The sequence below is a fragment of the Robertkochia marina genome (assembly GCF_004799345.1).
GTDB classification, from domain to species: Bacteria; Bacteroidota; Bacteroidia; order Flavobacteriales; family Flavobacteriaceae; genus Robertkochia; species Robertkochia marina.
Genome location: NZ_SSMC01000001.1, coordinates 834,019 through 851,397, shown reverse-complemented (window position 1 = coordinate 851,397; position 17,379 = coordinate 834,019). Strand labels below are relative to the sequence as shown.

The following is a 17,379-nucleotide window of genomic DNA, read 5'->3' as shown; positions in this document are numbered from 1 at the left end:
TAGATCAGGCAACAGTTCTCAGCGAGTGCCGTTTGCGGTAAAAATCAGCCAGCACGCGATTGATCTCCTTTAATTCCGGAGTTAGAACATCCAGCCTTCCATTAGGATTGGTGGTTGTTTCGCACTGACAAACTTCACATTTGTACTCTGTTACATGAGGGGTAACTTCTTTTGACACCCGGTAACGGTGTCCAAACACAGAACACAGCATCTTGCCCAAGCTTAAATTAGAAGATTTCATAGTTTTGGATTTTAAGGCACTCTAACTTAAAAAATTATAACCAGCTATCAAATTTTTTTTAGCCAAATCCCCAGATCTTGTTGTAAAACTGCCGAATTCTCGAGGTAACTCATGTGTCCGTCAGGGTAAACAACCACTTCCACATCAGTGTATTTCAACCTGTTACGAAGTAATTCCACATCCATCACCGGGTCTTTTTTACCCAAAACCACCATTTTTGGGTAAGGCGTAAAGTGCATTAAAACTTCCCTGTCAGGTCTTATTTTCATTCCTTCCAGGGCAGCCACAATTCCTTGAAGCGGGGTCTTCAAAGCTTCCTTTTTCAAGACTCCGATCTCCCTGGCAAAGATTTTCCTGTTCTTAGGCCTGAAAAGATTGGCCACCGCTACCCTTATAAAGCTTTTGTGATTTTGCTTGACCGCAGCAATGGCCCTGTCACGGTTTCTCTTTTTTTCATCAGAGTCAGGAAGTGGGGTAGAATTGACCAGGGCAAGCCCCTTCACATGGTCGGCATACATTTCTGCAAAAGCCAGGGCCACATAACCTCCCATAGAGTGCCCCGCGAGCACCACTTTTCTCAACCGTAAGTGATCCAGTACAGCCTTTACTGCCTCCGCCATCATGGTCATGGTATGCATATACCCCAGACAGCCCGTAGCCCCATGCCCTAACAGATCAATACATACCACACGATTTCGCTCAACCAAATGCGACTTAAGACCTTCCCAGATGCTGCTGTTCTCCAAAAATCCGTGAAGCAGGATCACCGCAGTACCTTTCCCTTCATCTGTATAAAAAATTTGAGTGCCTTTGTAAGCTAATTCCATTTTATGCTATCTTGAATCACGTTTTAAAATGAATCGTCAGCTCAAAGATAAACCAACCTAATGAGGTATACGAAACTTACCCTAATCACCAGCTTTGCTTTATTCTCACTTTTTTTCGGCGCCGGTAATATAATTCTTCCTCCTTTTCTCGGTTTCACCACCGGAAGCAATTGGATGTGGGTAGCTGTTGGTTTTATGATCACGGCAGTCATCATACCCATTCTGGGTATCAGAGCTCATGCCCGTTTACAGGGCAGTATGCTTGATTTTGCAAATCGCATCTCCCCCCTTTTCAGCCTTGTATTCTGCTCTTTGGTTTACCTGATCGCTGTTTGTCTTCCTTCTCCCAGAACCGCCAGCCTTACGCATGAAATGGCCGTAGCACCCTATTTCGAGGTGAGCAGCCTGCTTACCAGCACCGTTTACTTTACAGGAGTATTCTTTTTCGTTTATTTCAGATCAAAAATTCTTGATAATATCGGCAAGTTCCTCACACCCTTCATCCTGACACTTCTTTGCCTGGTCATTTTAATGGTCGTCTTCGGCGATCTGAGTTTAGCAAACTCCATAGCCGGTAATGCCACCGTTACCGAAGGCATCCTGGAGGGTTATCAGACCTTTGATGCCATGGGAGCTGTGGTGGTCGGTGCCGTGATCATTATTTCCCTCAATTACAAAACCGACCTGGCGTACCGGGATCGTAAAAAGATCATTACCAGAGCCGGGATCATGGCCGGATTAGGACTTTGCCTGATCTATTGTGGTTTGATCTACAGCGGAGCCCTGCTTTCAGGAATCTATGAACAAGGACTTGACCGCAGTGGAATATTGAACAATATGATCTTCTATGCCTTGGGGGAAAAGGGTCATTTTTTTCTTTCAGTGCTTATAGCCCTGGCCTGTTTTTCTACCACGGTAGGCATCATCACAGGAGCCTCCGACTTTGTAAAAGGCATCAGTAGGGAGAGTGACCTGGCCTACAGGGCCGCAGCATTACTAGGGTGTATCATCGGAATCCTGGTCGGGCAGTTCAAGGTTGATCTGATCATTGACCTGGCCATTCCTGCCTTACTGTTTATCTATCCGCTGATCATTATTTTTATCATCCTCCACAACCTCCCGGAAAACCTGGTTAGACCTGATACTTTTAAGTGGGTTACCTACACCGTGATCCTTTTCTGTGTACCCGATGTTCTAAATGCCCTCGGCTATAGCTGGGCCAGCGAACAACTCACAGCGATCACTCCATGGAAAACCACAGAGTTCAGCTGGGCCGCACCGGCCTTGCTTGTATTTCTCCTTTTTCAAATAAAAAAACCGGCTAAAACATGATCGTTCAAGCCGGTTTGATAATTTAAAGGATCTACCTCCTTATTTGTTCATCCAATCTTCGATCTCCTCTACTTCGATGGGAATATCCCTCATTAAATTAAAAGGTTCTCCATTCTCTCTGATCACCACATCGTCTTCGAGTCGAATTCCCATATTTTCACCGGGAATATAGATACCGGGTTCAACGGTAAAAACCATATTGGCTGTCATAGGCTCCTTTAAGGGCCCGTAATCATGGGTGTCCAGCCCGATATGATGACTCGTTCCGTGCATAAAGAATTTTTTATAGGCGGGCCAATCAGGATCTTCATTCTGCACATCAGCCTTATCCAGAAGTCCCAGCCCCAGCAATTCGCTGGTCATTAACTTTCCTACCTCTACGTGGTATTCTTTCCAGAAAGTTCCGGGAACTAACATCTTTGTAGCCTCATTCTTAACCCTTAGCACAGCATTATAAACTTGTTTTTGTCTGTCAGTAAAACGGCCGTTAACCGGAATGGTACGGGTCATATCACTGGAGTAATTTGCATATTCAGCTCCAACATCCATTAACAACATATCACCATCCTTACATTGATTCTTGTTCTCAATGTAGTGTAGTACATTGGCATTATTACCCGAGGCAATAATAGGGGTATAGGAGAATCCACGGGAGCGGTTTCTCAGGAATTCGTGCATGTATTCTGCTTCGATCTCATACTCCCAAACGCCGGGTTTCACAAATTGCAATACCCTTTTAAACCCTTTCTCGGTTATATGACACGCCTGTTGCAAGATGTCGATCTCCTGTTGCTCTTTAGTCCCCCTGAGTCGCTGAAGGATGGGATTACTTTTCTCCCATTTGTGAGCGGGATATTTCTTTTTACACCATTGAATAAAACGATCCTCACGGGTTTCGGTTTCTACCGCCTGACGGTAGTGTTCGTTCGTATTGAAGTACACAGTGTCGGCTTCGGTCATGATATCAAAGAATACCTTCTCAAATTCAGTAAGCCAGTATACTGTTTTGATCCCGCTTACTTCAAAAGCCTTCTCTTTGGTGAGCTTTTCACCCTCCCATACAGCAATATGATCATTGGTTTCCCGCACAAAGAGAATTTCTCTGTGCTTTTCTTCTACAGCATCAGGGAAAAGTAGCAGGATACTTTCTTCCTGGTCTACACCACTCAGATAAAAAATATCTCTGGCCTGCTGAAAAGGCATGGTACTGTCTGAACCAATGGGATAAATGTCGTTTGAATTAAATACCGCTATACTTTTCGACTTCATTTGAGCCATGAATTTTTTGCGGTTCGCGATGAATAGATTACGGTCTATCAGGTCGTATTTCATATCTATTGTTTAAATTTCCCCAAATTTAAGAAGAATGACAGCCTTTAATGTTAAACTTCGCTAAATTTCCCGAAACACGTCAACAGACGTATTTTTTTTACTAAAAACCACTAACTATGAAATACCCTTTACTGCTATCGCTCCTTGCAGGGATGCAATTGCAACTTCAGGCACAACAACCGGCTTCTGCTCCTGAAGATTACCTGGAAGCCATTAACACTAAAAAAGAACTCGAGCTTCAATCCAGGGTGGGAGCCCTGCCCTTGCGCAATGCGGGGCCTACCATTATGAGCGGACGGGTGACCGATCTTGCTGTAAACCCACAGGACCCGACCGAATTTTATGTGGCTTATGCAAGTGGTGGCCTATGGCATACCGCTAATAACGGGACCACCTTTACTCCGGTAATGGATAATGCCCCCACTCAAAACATAGGTGATATTGCCGTAGACTGGAAAAACGAAATTATCTGGGTAGGAACGGGAGAAAATAACGCTTCAAGATCATCTTATGCCGGAATTGGTATGCTGCGTTCTGATGATCGAGGCACGACCTGGACACATGTAGGATTACCCGACTCTCACCATATTGGCCGTATTCTGCTGCATCCGGAAGATCCCAACACATTATGGGTAGGGGTTGCCGGTCACCTGTACTCTCCTAATGAAGAAAGAGGTGTTTATAAAAGTACTGATGGCGGAAAAACCTGGAGTAAAACTCTCTACATAGATGAAGAGACAGGGATTATTGATATGGCCATGGTTCCCGGGAATCCCGAACTCATTTTTGCCACCGCCTGGCAAAAGGACCGGAAAGCATGGAACTTTAAAGGAAACGGAAAGGGCTCCGGGATCTACAAAAGTACCGATGGCGGAGAGACCTGGACCTTACTGACTACCGAAGATAGCGGGTTCCCAACAGGAGAAGGTGTTGGAAGAATCGGAATTGCGGTTTACGACCAAAATACCATTTACGCCATTCACGATAACCAATACCACAGAGAAAAAGAAAAAAGTGAAACCAAGAAAGATGACCGTCTTGAAAAAGATGATTTCAAGGCCATGGATACCGAAACCTTCCTGGCGTTAGATAATAAAAAATTAAATGAGTACCTGAAGACCAACGGATTCCAGGAAAAATACCGTGCAGAGAATGTCAAGCAGCTGGTAAAGAGCGGCTCTGTAAACCCCGCTGATCTTGCCAAGTATCTTGAAGATGCCAATACCATGCTTTTTGACACCCCTGTGATCGGCGCCGAGGTTTTTAAAAGCACCGATGGCGGTAAAACATGGACCAAGACGCATGAGGACAGTATTGACGACCTCTTTTACAGTTACGGGTACTACTTCTGCCAGATCGCTGTAGACCCGGGCAATCCTGAGAAATTATACGCCGGTGGTGTACCGATCATCCGCTCAGATGACGGAGGTAAAACCTGGATCTCCATAAACGGAGACAATGTACACTCTGACCATCACGCCATCTGGATCAATCCTGAAAAACCCGGTCATATAATCAACGGAAATGACGGAGGGGTAAATATTAGTTATGATGACGGTGAGAGCTGGATCAAGAATAACACTCCGTCTGTAGGCCAATTTTACGCCATTGAAGTAGACGATCAGAAACCCTATAATATTTACGGCGGACTCCAGGACAATGGTGTGTGGAAAGCTCCACACAATGCCCAAGAATCCTCTTCCTGGCATCAGCGCGGTCAGTATCCGTGGGAAATGATCATGGGAGGTGATGGCATGCAGGTAGAAGTAGATTCGCGTAACCCCGAGATCGTTTACACAGGATTTCAGTTTGGAAATTATTTCCGCCTGAACCTGGAAACAAAAGAACGTAAGTACATTCAACCGAAGCACGAACTGGGTGAAAGTCCGTATCGTTTTAACTGGCAAACGCCTATCCTGCTTTCTCCTCACAACTCCGATATTCTTTACCTGGGAGGAAACAAACTCATGAGAAGTCTTGATCGTGGAGACAACTGGAAAGCGATCTCTGAAGACCTTACCGCCGGAGGAAAACGCGGTAATGTTGCCTATGGCACTCTGACAACCATCAGCGAATCGCCTTTTACTTTCGGGTTTTTATACACGGGAAGTGATGACGGAATGATACAACGCTCTACCGATGGCGGCAGTTCATGGCAGCTGATCTCAGAAAGCCTGCCTAAAGACCTGTGGGTGAGTCGTGTGTCGGCATCAGGCCACAACGAAAACAGGGTTTATGCAGCTTTAAATGGTTACCGTTGGGATGACTTTACACCCTATATCTTCGTGAGCGAAGATCGTGGCAACACCTGGAAAAACATCAGCAGCAACCTCCCATTATCTCCTGTGAACGCGATCCTGGAAGACCCGGGAAATGAGAATCTTCTGTTTGCCGGTACCGATAACGGACTCTATATAAGCTTTGATCGCGGAGCCTCCTGGGAACCCTTCAGCAACGACCTTCCTCAGGTGGCTGTTCATGACCTGGTAATACAGGAAAGAGCAAAAGACCTGGTAGTAGGTACGCATGGAAGAAGCATTTACATAGTGAATATTGAAGCCTTACAACAGGCCGATGCTGCTACCCTGCAGAGTGAAATAACCCTGTTTGAACCGGAAGACATCAGATATTCACCACGTTGGGGTAAATCAGGCACCTGGTCTGATCCATATGAACCAGAGTTTTCTTTTACGGTTTACGCCAAAAGCGAAGGCACGCTAAAGCTATCGGTTAAAAGTGAATCAGGGTTAGAAATGAGAACCACTGACATGGAGGTTAAAAAAGGATTTAATACCCTTTCGTACGACCTGCGTGCCGATGAAAATGGTATTCGAGCCTGGAATAAAAAGAACAAAAAGGAATCATTGAAAGAGGCAGACAACGGTGCAACCTACCTGCCCAAAGGAACCTATTCCATCTCAGTTTCTAAAAATGGCACTACACACGAAAAGTCATTTGAGATCAAATAGTTATTAGTTAATTTTTATTTAAAACCCCGGGTGATACCCGGGGTTTTATTATATTCAGCAGGTACGGAAATCAATTTTCGTTTAGTCTTTGAGGCCTTTTCCGGCTTAATACCACCTAATCTTTAAACAGGCAAATCCGGTATTTTAAAATTGTTCTAAATTCCTTGTAAAAGGGATGTTATCCCTTGTGCAATAGCATGCGCTGGGTTATTTTTGCTGTAACTAACAAAATAGTACTAATGAGCGGAATACTTAACACTTCAATTGCCAGAAAGATCGCCATGGCTTTGTCCGGCCTCTTCCTGATAATTTTTCTAACCCAACACTTTATCATCAACTTCACATCGGTGGTCAGCCCCGAAAGTTTTAATGAAATTTCTCATTTCATGGGTACCAACCCACTGGTGCAGTTTTTATTGCAGCCGGTATTGATCTTTGGGGTGGTTTTTCACTTTGTTATGGGTTTCATCCTTGAACTTCAAAACCGCGCGGCGAGAACCACCGGGTATGCAGTATACAAAGGAAGCGCCAATGCGAACTGGGTATCCCGAAACATGATCATCAGCGGATTGGTGGTTTTAGCATTCATGGGATTACACTTTTACGATTTCTGGGTACCAGAAATGATCTACAAATACGTTGAATTTAATTCGGAAGATCCGAACCGCTATTACGAAGAGCTGGTGCACAAGTTTGAAAGCCCGGCCCGAACCGGAATCTATGCGGTCTCTTTTATCCTGCTGGCACTTCACCTGTGGCACGGATTCCAATCGGCCTTCCAAACGATGGGAGTAAATAACAAATACACCCCGGCCATTAAAAACCTGGGGAAAGCCTTCGCGGTCCTTATACCTTTTGGCTTTGTCGTTATTGCAATTTTCCATCACTTTAACCACTAAACACTAAGATACATGGCAACATTAGAATCTAAAATACCACAAGGGCCATTGGCCGATAAGTGGACCAAACATAAAAATGATATTGACCTGGTAAACCCCGCCAACAAACGTAATATCGATGTGATCGTAGTGGGTACCGGGCTTGCAGGAGGTTCGGCAGCAGCCACCCTTGCAGAGCTGGGTTATAATGTAAAAACCTTTTGTTACCAGGATTCTCCAAGAAGAGCACACTCTATTGCAGCCCAGGGAGGTATTAACGCCGCCAAGAATTACCAGGGTGACGGAGACTCTGTATACCGCTTATTCTACGATACCGTAAAAGGAGGTGATTACCGGGCCAGAGAGGCCAACGTATATCGTCTGGCAGAGGTGTCAGCAAATATTATTGACCAATGTGTGGCCCAGGGAGTTCCTTTTGCAAGAGAATACGGCGGGTTACTCGACAACCGCTCTTTCGGAGGCGTACTCGTTTCAAGAACCTTTTACGCTAAAGGCCAAACCGGGCAGCAATTGTTACTCGGTGCCTATAGCGCCATGAACAGACAGATCAACCGTGGAAAGATCAAGGCTTATAACCGCCATGAAATGCTTGACCTGGTACTGGTAGACGGAAAAGCACGTGGTATTATTGCACGCGACCTGGTAACCGGAGAGATCGAAAGACATTCAGCTCACGCAGTGGTTATCGCTTCCGGAGGATACGGAAACGTATTTTTCTTATCAACCAACGCCATGGGTAGTAATGTTACTGCGGCCTGGAAGATCCACAAAAAAGGCGCCCACTTTGCCAATCCATGTTTTACACAAATTCACCCAACCTGTATTCCTGTTTCGGGAGACCATCAGTCAAAACTTACCCTGATGTCAGAGTCACTTCGTAACGATGGTAGGATCTGGGTACCTAAGAAACTGGAAGATGCCAAGGCTGTTCGCGAAGGAAAATTAAAGCCTACCGCAATTCCTGAAGAAGATCGCGATTATTACCTGGAAAGAAGATATCCTTCTTTTGGTAACCTTGTACCACGAGACGTAGCCTCCCGTGCCGCGAAAGAGCGTTGCGACGCAGGATACGGAGTAAATGCAACCGGTGAAGCTGTATTCCTTGATTTTGATGCAGCCATCATGCGTTACGGACGTGAAAAAGCCATTACCAGCGGGATGAAGAACGCCTCTGATGCTGAAGTGCGTAAGCTTGGAGAAGAGATCATCGAATCTAAATACGGGAACCTGTTCCAGATGTATGAAAAGATCGTTGATGAAAACCCATATAAGACCCCAATGATGATCTACCCGGCGGTTCACTACACCATGGGAGGTATTTGGGTAGACTATAACCTGATGACCACCATCCCCGGGTGTTACGCAGCCGGAGAAGCTAACTTCTCTGACCACGGAGCAAACAGGCTTGGAGCTTCAGCCTTGATGCAAGGACTTGCTGACGGATATTTCGTGCTGCCTTACACCATAGGAGATTACCTTTCTGACGACATCAGAACCGGTCCTATTTCTACCGATCTGCCGGAGTTCGAAAAGGCCGAAAAGAATATAAAAGAGCAAATAAACAGTCTGATCAATAACAACGGAACCAATTCTGTAGATTATTACCATAAAAAACTTGGTAAGATCATGTGGAATAAATGCGGAATGGCACGTAACGAACAAGGTCTTAAAGAGGCCATGGAAGAGATTCGTGCACTTCGTGAAGATTTCTACAAGAATGTTCGCGTTCCCGGGGATGAGAACGGCAAAAACTCAGAGTTGGAGAAAGCACTTCGCGTAGCTGACTTCCTTGAACTGGGTGAGCTTTTCGCCAAAGACGCCCTTCACCGTAATGAATCTTGCGGAGGCCACTTCCGTGAAGAATATCAAACGGAGGAAGGTGAAGCCCTCAGGGATGACGAAAACTTCAAATATGTAGCCGCCTGGGAATACAAAGGAGAACCCAAAGATGCTGTGCTGCATAAAGAAGACCTGGTTTACGAAAACATTGAACTTAAAACAAGAAGTTATAAGTAAAACTGTTGCTCAAGGGCAACCCCTGCTAAGGCAGGGTTAAAAGCACCAAGATTATGAAATTAAAACTCAAAATATGGCGTCAGAAAAACGCCGACTCAGCAGGAAAGATCGTCGATTATGACATCAACAACGTATCTCCGGATATGTCTTTCCTGGAAATGCTTGATGTACTTAACGAAGACCTGATCGCTAAAGGAGATGATCCTGTAGAATTTGATCACGATTGCCGAGAGGGTATCTGCGGAGCATGTTCGCTCCAGATAAACGGAGAGCCTCATGGTCCTGACAGAGGGGTTACTACCTGTCAGCTGCATATGAGAAAGTTCAAAGATGGCGATACTATCTATATTGAGCCTTTTCGCGCCAAAGCATTCCCTGTTGTTAAAGACCTCATTGTTGACCGAAGCGCATTTGATCGTATTCAGCAGGCCGGAGGTTATATTTCTGTGAACACCTCAGGAAACACCATTGACGCCAATGCTATTCCGATCAATAAGCACGATGCCGACAAGGCTTTTGATGCTGCCACTTGTATCGGCTGTGGGGCATGTGTTGCTGCCTGTAAAAATGCCAGCGCCATGCTGTTTACCTCTGCCAAGGTATCTCAGTTCTCACTGCTCCCACAAGGTAAAGTAGAGGCTACAGAGAGGGTGATGAACATGGTGAAGCAAATGGATCTTGAAGGATTCGGAAACTGTACGAATACCGGAGCTTGTGAGGTAGAATGTCCAAAGGGTATTTCCCTGGAGAATATCGCACGACTTAACCGCGAGTATCTTTCAGCCTCTGTAAAAGGGTAAACCTTTAACAACATAAACCATAAAAAAGCCTGCAGTATTGCAGGCTTTTTTATTACCAGCCAATATGTTTTACAAATACTTAATTAATTGTTTTTCAGCGTGTTAAATACTTTATTGCGTATTTTTGCGTTTATTAAAAACATCAACATGAAAACAAAAATGTCAACCATCCTCCTGATTGTCATGTGCCTGACCATAAACACAGCAGATGCACAACAAGGTCTTACCAAAGAAGAAAGAAAAAAAGCCATCAATCTTTATGACAATGCCATGGCAGAAACAGACGAGGTAATTGAAGGGTTATCTGCAGCACAACTCCGGTTTAAACCCACAGAAGACAGTTGGTCTATTGCCGACTGTATAGAGCACCTGACCCTTACTGAAGACATGTTTATGCAAATGATCGAGAAATCACTGGAGACACCCGCAGATGAAGCCATGAAGGCTAACAAAAAGTTCTCCGACAAAGAGGTTTTTGCGATGATCACTAACAGAGATCAAAAAATGCAAACCCAGGAACCCTTGGAACCATCCGGTAAATGGGGCACTACCAAAGAAACCATGAAAGCCTTTAAAAGCTCAAGAAAACAAACGGCAAACATGATAAAGAAGACGGACAAGGATCTGAGAAACCATTATTTTGAATTTCCTTTCGGAACGGTAGATACCTATCAGCTGTTGATCTTCGGTGCCGGCCACCAAAAGCGTCATAACGCTCAGATCATGGAAATAAAAAATCATCCTGACTTTCCTACTTCCTGACTATTTACACCAAAAAATCATACCCTCCCTCTGCCCCTAAAGGCAGAGGGTTTTTTTATGGTATAAAAACGATTAGAATGGATATGATCAAAACAAAAAAAGAGACGCAAAAATCTATTTTGCGTCTCTTTTCAAGTTTTCACCAAAAAACTGTTTGTTTTGGGGCCATTCTGAGGGGCGATCAGAACATAAACAGCTTCTTAGTCACTAGCAATAAACTTTTACTCAATTCAAGGGCCGACGTTAAGTTCTCAATTAGGGCAGCAAAAGCTGATCGACCCTCAGACTTCCTATTCTGGTAGGTTGCAGAATACTCACTCATAACAAAGCAGATTGAAGTAGGTTTACGATTAAAGACTTTATAAAAGTAAGACCACAAATACAATGCTTACAATTTATGTTGCAAAGACACTAATTCTTGTTGTGTATCTCTCTTTTAAATCTCTATGTGTAAGAACGTCATGATTGCTTTCAAGAATAAACTTACAACAAATTTTGAATTCATCGATAATCAACATGATTTTTTCGATGAAATGCACGGTTCAGGTAAAAATAAAAGGCCCAAAGGCCTTTTTGCTTTTAATATCATTTCAGACTCAAAACTTCATTTCAGGCACCTCCGCGGGCACTTTCAGATTTCCTTCAGTTGCCGCTTTGATATCCTCCACCGACACCCCGGGAGCCCGTTCAAGCAAAACAAAGGAACCATCCTGAATTTCGAGTACAGCCAGATTGGTAACCACCTTCTTCACGCAACCTACACCGGTAAGCGGCAGGGAGCAGGTTTTAAGCAGCTTCGATTGTCCCGCCTTATTGGTATGCATCATGGCCACGATAATATTCTCAGCAGACGCCACAAGGTCCATAGCACCCCCCATACCCTTTACCATTTTACCTGGAATCTTCCAGTTAGCGATATCACCGTTTTCGGCCACTTCCATAGCCCCTAATATGGTAAGGTCTACATGCTGTCCTCTGATCATGGAAAAACTCAATGCAGAGTCAAAGAATGAGGCTCCGGGGAGGGTTGTTATGGTTTGTTTACCGGCATTGATCACATCGGCATCTTCTTCTCCCTCAAAAGGAAATGGCCCCATGCCCAACACTCCGTTCTCACTTTGAAATTCGACTGAGATATCATCTCTTACAAAATTTGCTACAAGAGTAGGAATCCCAATTCCAAGGTTCACATAATAACCGTCTTTAACCTCTTTAGCTATTCTTTGTGCTATTTGTTCTTTGCTAAGGCTCATCTTATACTTTTTTTCTAACGGTTCGCTGTTCTATTCGTTTTTCGTAGTGTTCACCCCGATAAATTCTTTGCACAAAGATCCCGGGGATATGAATGGCATTTGGATCCAATTCTCCCGCCGGCACCAGCTCTTCTACCTCAGCTACGGTAATGGTTGCAGCCCCACACATAACCGGGTTAAAATTTCTTGCAGCGCCCTTAAAAATAAGATTTCCTGCTTCATCACCCTTCCAGGCTTTAACAAAGGCAAAATCGGCTTTAAAGGCGTGTTCAAGGATATGCATTTTACCATTAAACTCACGGCTTTCTTTGCCTTCTCCTACTTCGGTTCCATACCCTGCCGGGGTGAAAAAGGCAGGCACACCGGCCTGGGCTGCACGACAACGCTCAGCAAGACTTCCCTGGGGTATAAGGTCTACCTCAAGTTCGCCACTGAGCATCTGGCGCTCAAATTCATCGTTTTCTCCCACATAGGAGGAGATCATTTTTTTGATCTGCTTATTTTGCAATAGAAGTCCAAGGCCAAAGTCATCGACCCCAGCATTATTAGAAATACAGGTCAGATCTTTAACGCCCATGGAAACGAGTTGAGCAATGCTGTTCTCAGGGATACCACAGAGCCCGAATCCGCCCAGCATTAAGGTCATGCCATCGGCAACACCTTCAAGGGCTCGCTCTGCAGAACCTACCGTTTTATTGATCATAAAGCTTTGTATTTTTCAAATGACCCCCTGCCTGGACAAGGGTTCTATAGTTGATTTTTTTCAACATGAAAAATACGAAGAATCAATAAAAGGCAGGTTTAAATTGCGAATAATTTAAAAACGTAGACTCCTAAAGACCTTCTTTTAGAAATCTATTTCCACATCAGGGGTTTTCACCTTAGGAATAGTGTCATTAGCCTCATCTGCTGCCAGATCGCAATCAATTCGAATGGTAAGACCCTCAGGAACTTCAAAATCTTCTTTTGATACCCCCAGATCTTCATCGGCATAGACCTGCTTCATATAAAGACCCCACATTGGTAATGCCATTGAAGCGCCCTGACCATAGGTGATAGTTGCAAAGTGGGTTGCACGATCTTCACCCCCTACCCAAACTCCGGTAACCAGGTTAGGCACCATTCCCATGAACCAGCCGTCACTTTGATTCTGGGTGGTACCGGTTTTACCGGCTATTGGGTTGTTAAACTCATAAGGATACCCGGTGATGATCTCCTTATAAACTGTCTGCTCTCCCAATGATTTGTGACGCAACCTCATTCCGGATCCTGATTCGGTAACCCCTTTCATAAGGTTTACAGTGGTATAAGCCACCTCAGGGCTCATAACGTCTCTGGTCTCAGGAACATTCTCATATAAAACGGTCCCGTTCTTATCTTCTATACGGGTAATCATGACCGGTTTTACATACACCCCCATATTGGCAAAGGTTCCGTAAGCACCCACCATTTCATACACAGAGATATCGGGTGTTCCAAGTGCAATAGAAGGTACCGGTAGAATATCGGCATCTACCCCCATTTTCTTAATAAGGTTCACTACCGGCTGTGGCCCTACCATATCCATCAACCTGGCCGTTACCGAATTCACCGAACCGGCAAGGGCCTGCTTCAGGGTGATATTCTCTCCCGTAAATTCCCCGTTGGAGTTCTCAGGGCACCAGGCCTCCATATTACCATATTTTCCACCTTCTATACAGGTAGGCAGATCCGGATACTCATCACAGGGCGATAAGTGCAACTGATCAATAGCTGTAGAATACACGAAGGGTTTAAAGGTTGAACCCGCCTGTCTCTTAGACTGTTTTACCTGGTCGTACTGAAAATGCTTATAATTGATTCCCCCTACCCAGGCTTTTACATGACCTGTTTGAGGCTCCATAGACATCATACCCGTTCTCAGGAAGTATTTGTAATAACGGATAGAATCCATAGGCGTCATCACCGTATCGATATCTCCCTTCCAGGAAAAGATCTCCATGGGTATGGGTTTATGAAATGAAGCTTCGATCTCTTCATCACTCTTCTTCATATCATACTTCATTTTCCTCCAACGTTCCGATCGCTTCATGGTAAGCCGCATCAGGGTATCTATCTGCCCCTGGCGAAGATCCTGAAAAGGCGCCGTAGGGTTTCTCTTTTTGGTATTCTGGTGGAAGAACTCGGCCTGTAAACGCGGCATATGCTGCTGCACGGCATTCTCGGCATAGGCCTGCATCCTGGAATCAATGGTAGTGAATATCTTCAATCCGTCCAGGTAAATATTGTATTTAGAACCATCCGGTTTCCTATTCTCTTCCTCGGAAGCCCAATTCTTTAACCAATCTCTGAGGTACATCCTGAAATAGGTGGCGATACCCGTACTATGAGATTCCGGGTGATAATCGATCTCAAGCGGTAATGCCTGCAGACTGTCACGCTCTTCTTTGGTCAAGAAATCGTTCTTATACATTTGCCCCAAAACAACGTTTCTGCGGTTGGTAACCCCTTCTACATTTCTTCTCGGGTTGTATAGCGCTGAATTCTTGAACATTCCCACCAGCATGGCTGATTGCTCTACGTTCAGTTCTCCGGGCTCTTTTCCGAAGTAAACACGTGCCGCAGAACGAATACCATCTGCATTATTATTAAAATCATAGATGTTAAAGTACATAGCTATGATCTCTTCTTTGGTGTATTGCTTTTCTAACTGAACAGCAATGATCCATTCCTTGATCTTTTGAAGGATACGCTCGCCAATATTGGCAGAAACCTGGTCGGTAAATAATTGTTTGGCCAGCTGCTGAGAGATCGTACTGGCCCCGCCGCGGCTTCCTAAAAAAGCAACGGCTCTCACGGTACCCCAGGCATCAATACCGGAGTGATCATAAAAGCGCTCATCTTCGGTAGCTACTAAGGCATTTACCAGATGATCAGGAAGATCATCAAAGGGAACCGGAGTTCTGTTGTCACTCAGGTAGTATTTTCCAAGAGTTTTACCGTCTGAGGAAATAACTTCAGAGGCCAGGTTGGTTTGCGGGTTTTCAAGGATCTCAAAAGTGGGTAATTCTCCGAAAAACCCCCATGAAGCGAGGGAAAATATCATGACAATTGCCAGGACACCCAAGGCAAACAACCTCCAGAACCATTTAATATATACGCTGAAATTCCGGTTTTTCTTTTTCTTCTTTGGAGCAGCTTTCTTAGCCATAAATAAGTACTATTGTAAACGTTCTATCGATATACCTACGTCTGTAATCCCTTGCAGGGATCTTACACCTTCTACATTTCCGTTTTTTCGCATCGCATGTAGGATTTTAACCTCATAGCTCCCGGTATCAGGAAACTGAACCGCCTCCTTATACCAGAGTTTATTTTCCTTCAGGTCTGTAAATCCTTTCCCCAGCCATTCCCCATCAGGCCTTGCCATTTCATATTCAAGAGTATCAGTGATCACCTTCCCTTGAGGAAATTCCATATCAACAATCAGGAATATATTGCTGAAGGAAAATTTTTCATCATTTCGAAGATTGATGAACAGGTTGTAGCGATTCAGGGTATCGGGTGCCCTGAAGTTAAAATTGACGGCCTGGTCTTTATCCCAACCGTCGCCTATGGTTTTGTATTCCGCAAAAGCGATATTATTCCCACTGCAGCTTCCCAGCATGATCAGCAGGCCAAGCAAAATAACAGCTCTATGCATTTCGGGGTCTTCTTCTTTTATTGGGTTTGCGGTTTCCTTTAGGTTTCCCACCACCTTGGTTTTTGGCGGCCGGCTGCACTTGGTTACCTTTAGACTTTTGTTGTTGCCCTCCTTTCGGACGACCTTTACCGGAGCGCTTACTTTTACGTCGATTTTTAGGTCGGTCAAAACGGGTCAGACTATCCTGTCCTACAACGTTCTCAAAGTCTTTTTTATTATTCTCTGCAGGGTCTAAAGAAAACTCTTCAAGACTCACTACAGTTTCTCCCTTTTGATTTTTCTCTACAATGGTATTCACCTGTTCGGTTGACAGCATATGCCATTTCACCCAATCACCTTCATAGGCATACCACATGAGACCTTTAAAGATGTCGATCTTCTGACAAACAGCCAGACCCTTCTCGGTCTCCAGCTTAATATCCTGTTTCGGAAACTCTTTAAGGGCATCAAGATAGGCGTCGAGCTCATAGTTGAGACAGCATTTGAGCTTACCACATTGCCCTGCAAGTTTCTGAGGGTTGAGTGATAATTGCTGGTAACGCGCACTTGCAGTATTCACGGAGCGAAAATCTGTGAGCCAGGTAGAACAGCAAAGTTCCCGGCCACAGGACCCGATACCTCCGAGCCTGGAAGCTTCCTGACGGTAGCCAATTTGCCGCATTTCAATACGTATATTGAATGCCCTGGCCATATCCTTGATCAGCTGGCGGAAGTCTACACGGCCTTCAGCAGTATAGTAAAAGGTTGCCTTGGAGCCATCACCCTGAAATTCAACATCAGAGATCTTCATGGCCAATCCAAGAGAAATGGCCAGTTCACGAGATCGTTTCTGAACATCGGGCTCCCGATCACGGGCGGCCTGCCAGATATCAATATCTTTCTGGGATGCTTTTCGATAAATTTTAGGCAAGGAAGGATCTTCAGGATCGGTGCCTTTTTTCTTCATCTGCACCTTTACCAGTTCACCCACAAGAGTAACGATACCGACATCATGTCCGGGACTTGCCTCGGTAGCCACCACATCACCAATGGAAAGGGTCAGGTTTTCCGTATTTCTGAAAAACTCTTTTCGGCTATTCTTGAAGCGTACCTCCACGCAATTAAACGGTTCATGACCATTGGGGAGGGACATATTTGAAAGCCAATCAAAAACAGTAAGCTTATTACAACCGTCACTACCGCAAGTTCCATTATTCTTACATCCGCGGGGCTGTCCATCCTTACCGGTTGAACAACTGCTACAACCCATAATTATATATCTTGATC

Annotated in this window: 14 protein-coding genes; 6 read left to right on the top strand and 8 right to left on the bottom strand. The window is 44.7% G+C overall.

The genetic code is table 11. The features are described 5' to 3' along the window. Positions 1-4: 4 nt before the first annotated feature. On the bottom strand, positions 5-241 hold the full coding sequence (locus tag E7Z59_RS03435; RefSeq protein ID WP_168731231.1) for a hypothetical protein: 237 nt from the start codon (positions 239-241) through the stop codon (positions 5-7). A 47-nt stretch (positions 242-288) separates the two neighbouring features. Beyond that, the gene (locus tag E7Z59_RS03430; RefSeq protein WP_136334882.1) at positions 289-1,068 is read right to left on the bottom strand and encodes an alpha/beta fold hydrolase; all 780 of its coding nucleotides are present in this window, start codon (positions 1,066-1,068) and stop codon (positions 289-291) included. Between the two features lie 60 nt (positions 1,069-1,128). Between E7Z59_RS03430 and E7Z59_RS03425 the strand changes: the two genes are divergently transcribed. Continuing rightward, positions 1,129-2,400, top strand: coding sequence for a branched-chain amino acid transport system II carrier protein (locus E7Z59_RS03425; protein ID WP_136334881.1), 1,272 nt, complete (start codon positions 1,129-1,131; stop codon positions 2,398-2,400). Positions 2,401-2,439: 39 nt separating this feature from the next. Here E7Z59_RS03425 and E7Z59_RS03420 read toward each other — a convergent pair whose 3' ends face one another. Continuing rightward, a complete protein-coding gene (locus E7Z59_RS03420; RefSeq protein ID WP_136334880.1) occupies positions 2,440-3,732 on the bottom strand; it encodes an aminopeptidase P family protein in 1,293 nt (430 codons plus the stop codon). A 116-nt stretch (positions 3,733-3,848) separates the two neighbouring features. Here E7Z59_RS03420 and E7Z59_RS03415 point away from each other — a divergent pair, with 116 nt between their 5' ends. The 5 genes from E7Z59_RS03415 (at position 3,849) to E7Z59_RS03395 (ending at position 11,178) form a co-directional block, all read left to right on the top strand. Continuing rightward, positions 3,849-6,701, top strand: coding sequence for a VPS10 domain-containing protein (locus tag E7Z59_RS03415; protein ID WP_136334879.1), 2,853 nt, complete (start codon positions 3,849-3,851; stop codon positions 6,699-6,701). A gap of 239 nt (positions 6,702-6,940) precedes the next feature. Further along, complete coding sequence (locus E7Z59_RS03410) at positions 6,941-7,600, top strand: succinate dehydrogenase cytochrome b subunit (RefSeq protein ID WP_136334878.1); 660 nt, start codon at positions 6,941-6,943, stop codon at positions 7,598-7,600. A 12-nt stretch (positions 7,601-7,612) separates the two neighbouring features. Continuing rightward, positions 7,613-9,616 carry a fumarate reductase/succinate dehydrogenase flavoprotein subunit gene (locus tag E7Z59_RS03405; protein WP_136334877.1) on the top strand — a complete coding sequence of 668 codons (2,004 nt, stop codon included), beginning with the start codon at positions 7,613-7,615 and terminating at the stop codon, positions 9,614-9,616. Between the two features lie 53 nt (positions 9,617-9,669). Then, on the top strand, positions 9,670-10,416 hold the full coding sequence (locus E7Z59_RS03400; RefSeq protein WP_136334876.1) for a succinate dehydrogenase/fumarate reductase iron-sulfur subunit: 747 nt from the start codon (positions 9,670-9,672) through the stop codon (positions 10,414-10,416). A gap of 147 nt (positions 10,417-10,563) precedes the next feature. After that, positions 10,564-11,178: a DinB family protein gene (locus E7Z59_RS03395; protein WP_136334875.1), complete on the top strand. Its 615-nt coding sequence runs from the start codon at positions 10,564-10,566 to the stop codon at positions 11,176-11,178. A 596-nt stretch (positions 11,179-11,774) separates the two neighbouring features. Here E7Z59_RS03395 and E7Z59_RS03390 read toward each other — a convergent pair. The 5 genes from E7Z59_RS03390 to E7Z59_RS03370 all read right to left on the bottom strand — a co-directional run bounded on the left by E7Z59_RS03390 (position 11,775) and on the right by E7Z59_RS03370 (position 17,362). After that, positions 11,775-12,431 carry a CoA transferase subunit B gene (locus E7Z59_RS03390; RefSeq protein ID WP_136334874.1) on the bottom strand — a complete coding sequence of 219 codons (657 nt, stop codon included), beginning with the start codon at positions 12,429-12,431 and terminating at the stop codon, positions 11,775-11,777. 1 nt (position 12,432) lies between these two features. Continuing rightward, positions 12,433-13,134 carry a CoA transferase subunit A gene (locus tag E7Z59_RS03385; protein ID WP_136334873.1) on the bottom strand — a complete coding sequence of 234 codons (702 nt, stop codon included), beginning with the start codon at positions 13,132-13,134 and terminating at the stop codon, positions 12,433-12,435. A gap of 144 nt (positions 13,135-13,278) precedes the next feature. Further along, entirely contained in the window at positions 13,279-15,621 is a 2,343-nt protein-coding gene (locus E7Z59_RS03380; protein ID WP_136334872.1) for a penicillin-binding protein 1A, read from the bottom strand. A gap of 9 nt (positions 15,622-15,630) precedes the next feature. Next, positions 15,631-16,113 (bottom strand): gliding motility lipoprotein GldH, encoded by a 483-nt coding sequence (locus E7Z59_RS03375; RefSeq protein ID WP_136334871.1) that lies wholly within the window; start codon positions 16,111-16,113, stop codon positions 15,631-15,633. After that, positions 16,106-17,362, bottom strand: coding sequence for a PSP1 domain-containing protein (locus E7Z59_RS03370; protein ID WP_136334870.1), 1,257 nt, complete (start codon positions 17,360-17,362; stop codon positions 16,106-16,108). Before E7Z59_RS03370 ends, E7Z59_RS03375 begins: the two co-directional genes overlap by 8 nt. Positions 17,363-17,379: the final 17 nt, after the last annotated feature.

Bases quoted from the DNA above. Each gene is read 5' to 3' on its own strand.
- E7Z59_RS03435 (WP_168731231.1), bottom strand. From the start codon at position 241: ATGAAATCTTCTAATTTAAGCTTGGGCAAGATGCTGTGTTCTGTGTTT.
- E7Z59_RS03430 (WP_136334882.1), bottom strand. From the start codon at position 1,068: ATGGAATTAGCTTACAAAGGCACTCAAATTTTTTATACAGATGAAGGG.
- E7Z59_RS03425 (WP_136334881.1), top strand. From the start codon at position 1,129: ATGAGGTATACGAAACTTACCCTAATCACCAGCTTTGCTTTATTCTCA.
- E7Z59_RS03420 (WP_136334880.1), bottom strand. From the start codon at position 3,732: ATGAAATACGACCTGATAGACCGTAATCTATTCATCGCGAACCGCAAA.
- E7Z59_RS03415 (WP_136334879.1), top strand. From the start codon at position 3,849: ATGAAATACCCTTTACTGCTATCGCTCCTTGCAGGGATGCAATTGCAA.
- E7Z59_RS03410 (WP_136334878.1), top strand. From the start codon at position 6,941: ATGAGCGGAATACTTAACACTTCAATTGCCAGAAAGATCGCCATGGCT.
- E7Z59_RS03405 (WP_136334877.1), top strand. From the start codon at position 7,613: ATGGCAACATTAGAATCTAAAATACCACAAGGGCCATTGGCCGATAAG.
- E7Z59_RS03400 (WP_136334876.1), top strand. From the start codon at position 9,670: ATGAAATTAAAACTCAAAATATGGCGTCAGAAAAACGCCGACTCAGCA.
- E7Z59_RS03395 (WP_136334875.1), top strand. From the start codon at position 10,564: ATGAAAACAAAAATGTCAACCATCCTCCTGATTGTCATGTGCCTGACC.
- E7Z59_RS03390 (WP_136334874.1), bottom strand. From the start codon at position 12,431: ATGAGCCTTAGCAAAGAACAAATAGCACAAAGAATAGCTAAAGAGGTT.
- E7Z59_RS03385 (WP_136334873.1), bottom strand. From the start codon at position 13,134: ATGATCAATAAAACGGTAGGTTCTGCAGAGCGAGCCCTTGAAGGTGTT.
- E7Z59_RS03380 (WP_136334872.1), bottom strand. From the start codon at position 15,621: ATGGCTAAGAAAGCTGCTCCAAAGAAGAAAAAGAAAAACCGGAATTTC.
- E7Z59_RS03375 (WP_136334871.1), bottom strand. From the start codon at position 16,113: ATGCATAGAGCTGTTATTTTGCTTGGCCTGCTGATCATGCTGGGAAGC.
- E7Z59_RS03370 (WP_136334870.1), bottom strand. From the start codon at position 17,362: ATGGGTTGTAGCAGTTGTTCAACCGGTAAGGATGGACAGCCCCGCGGA.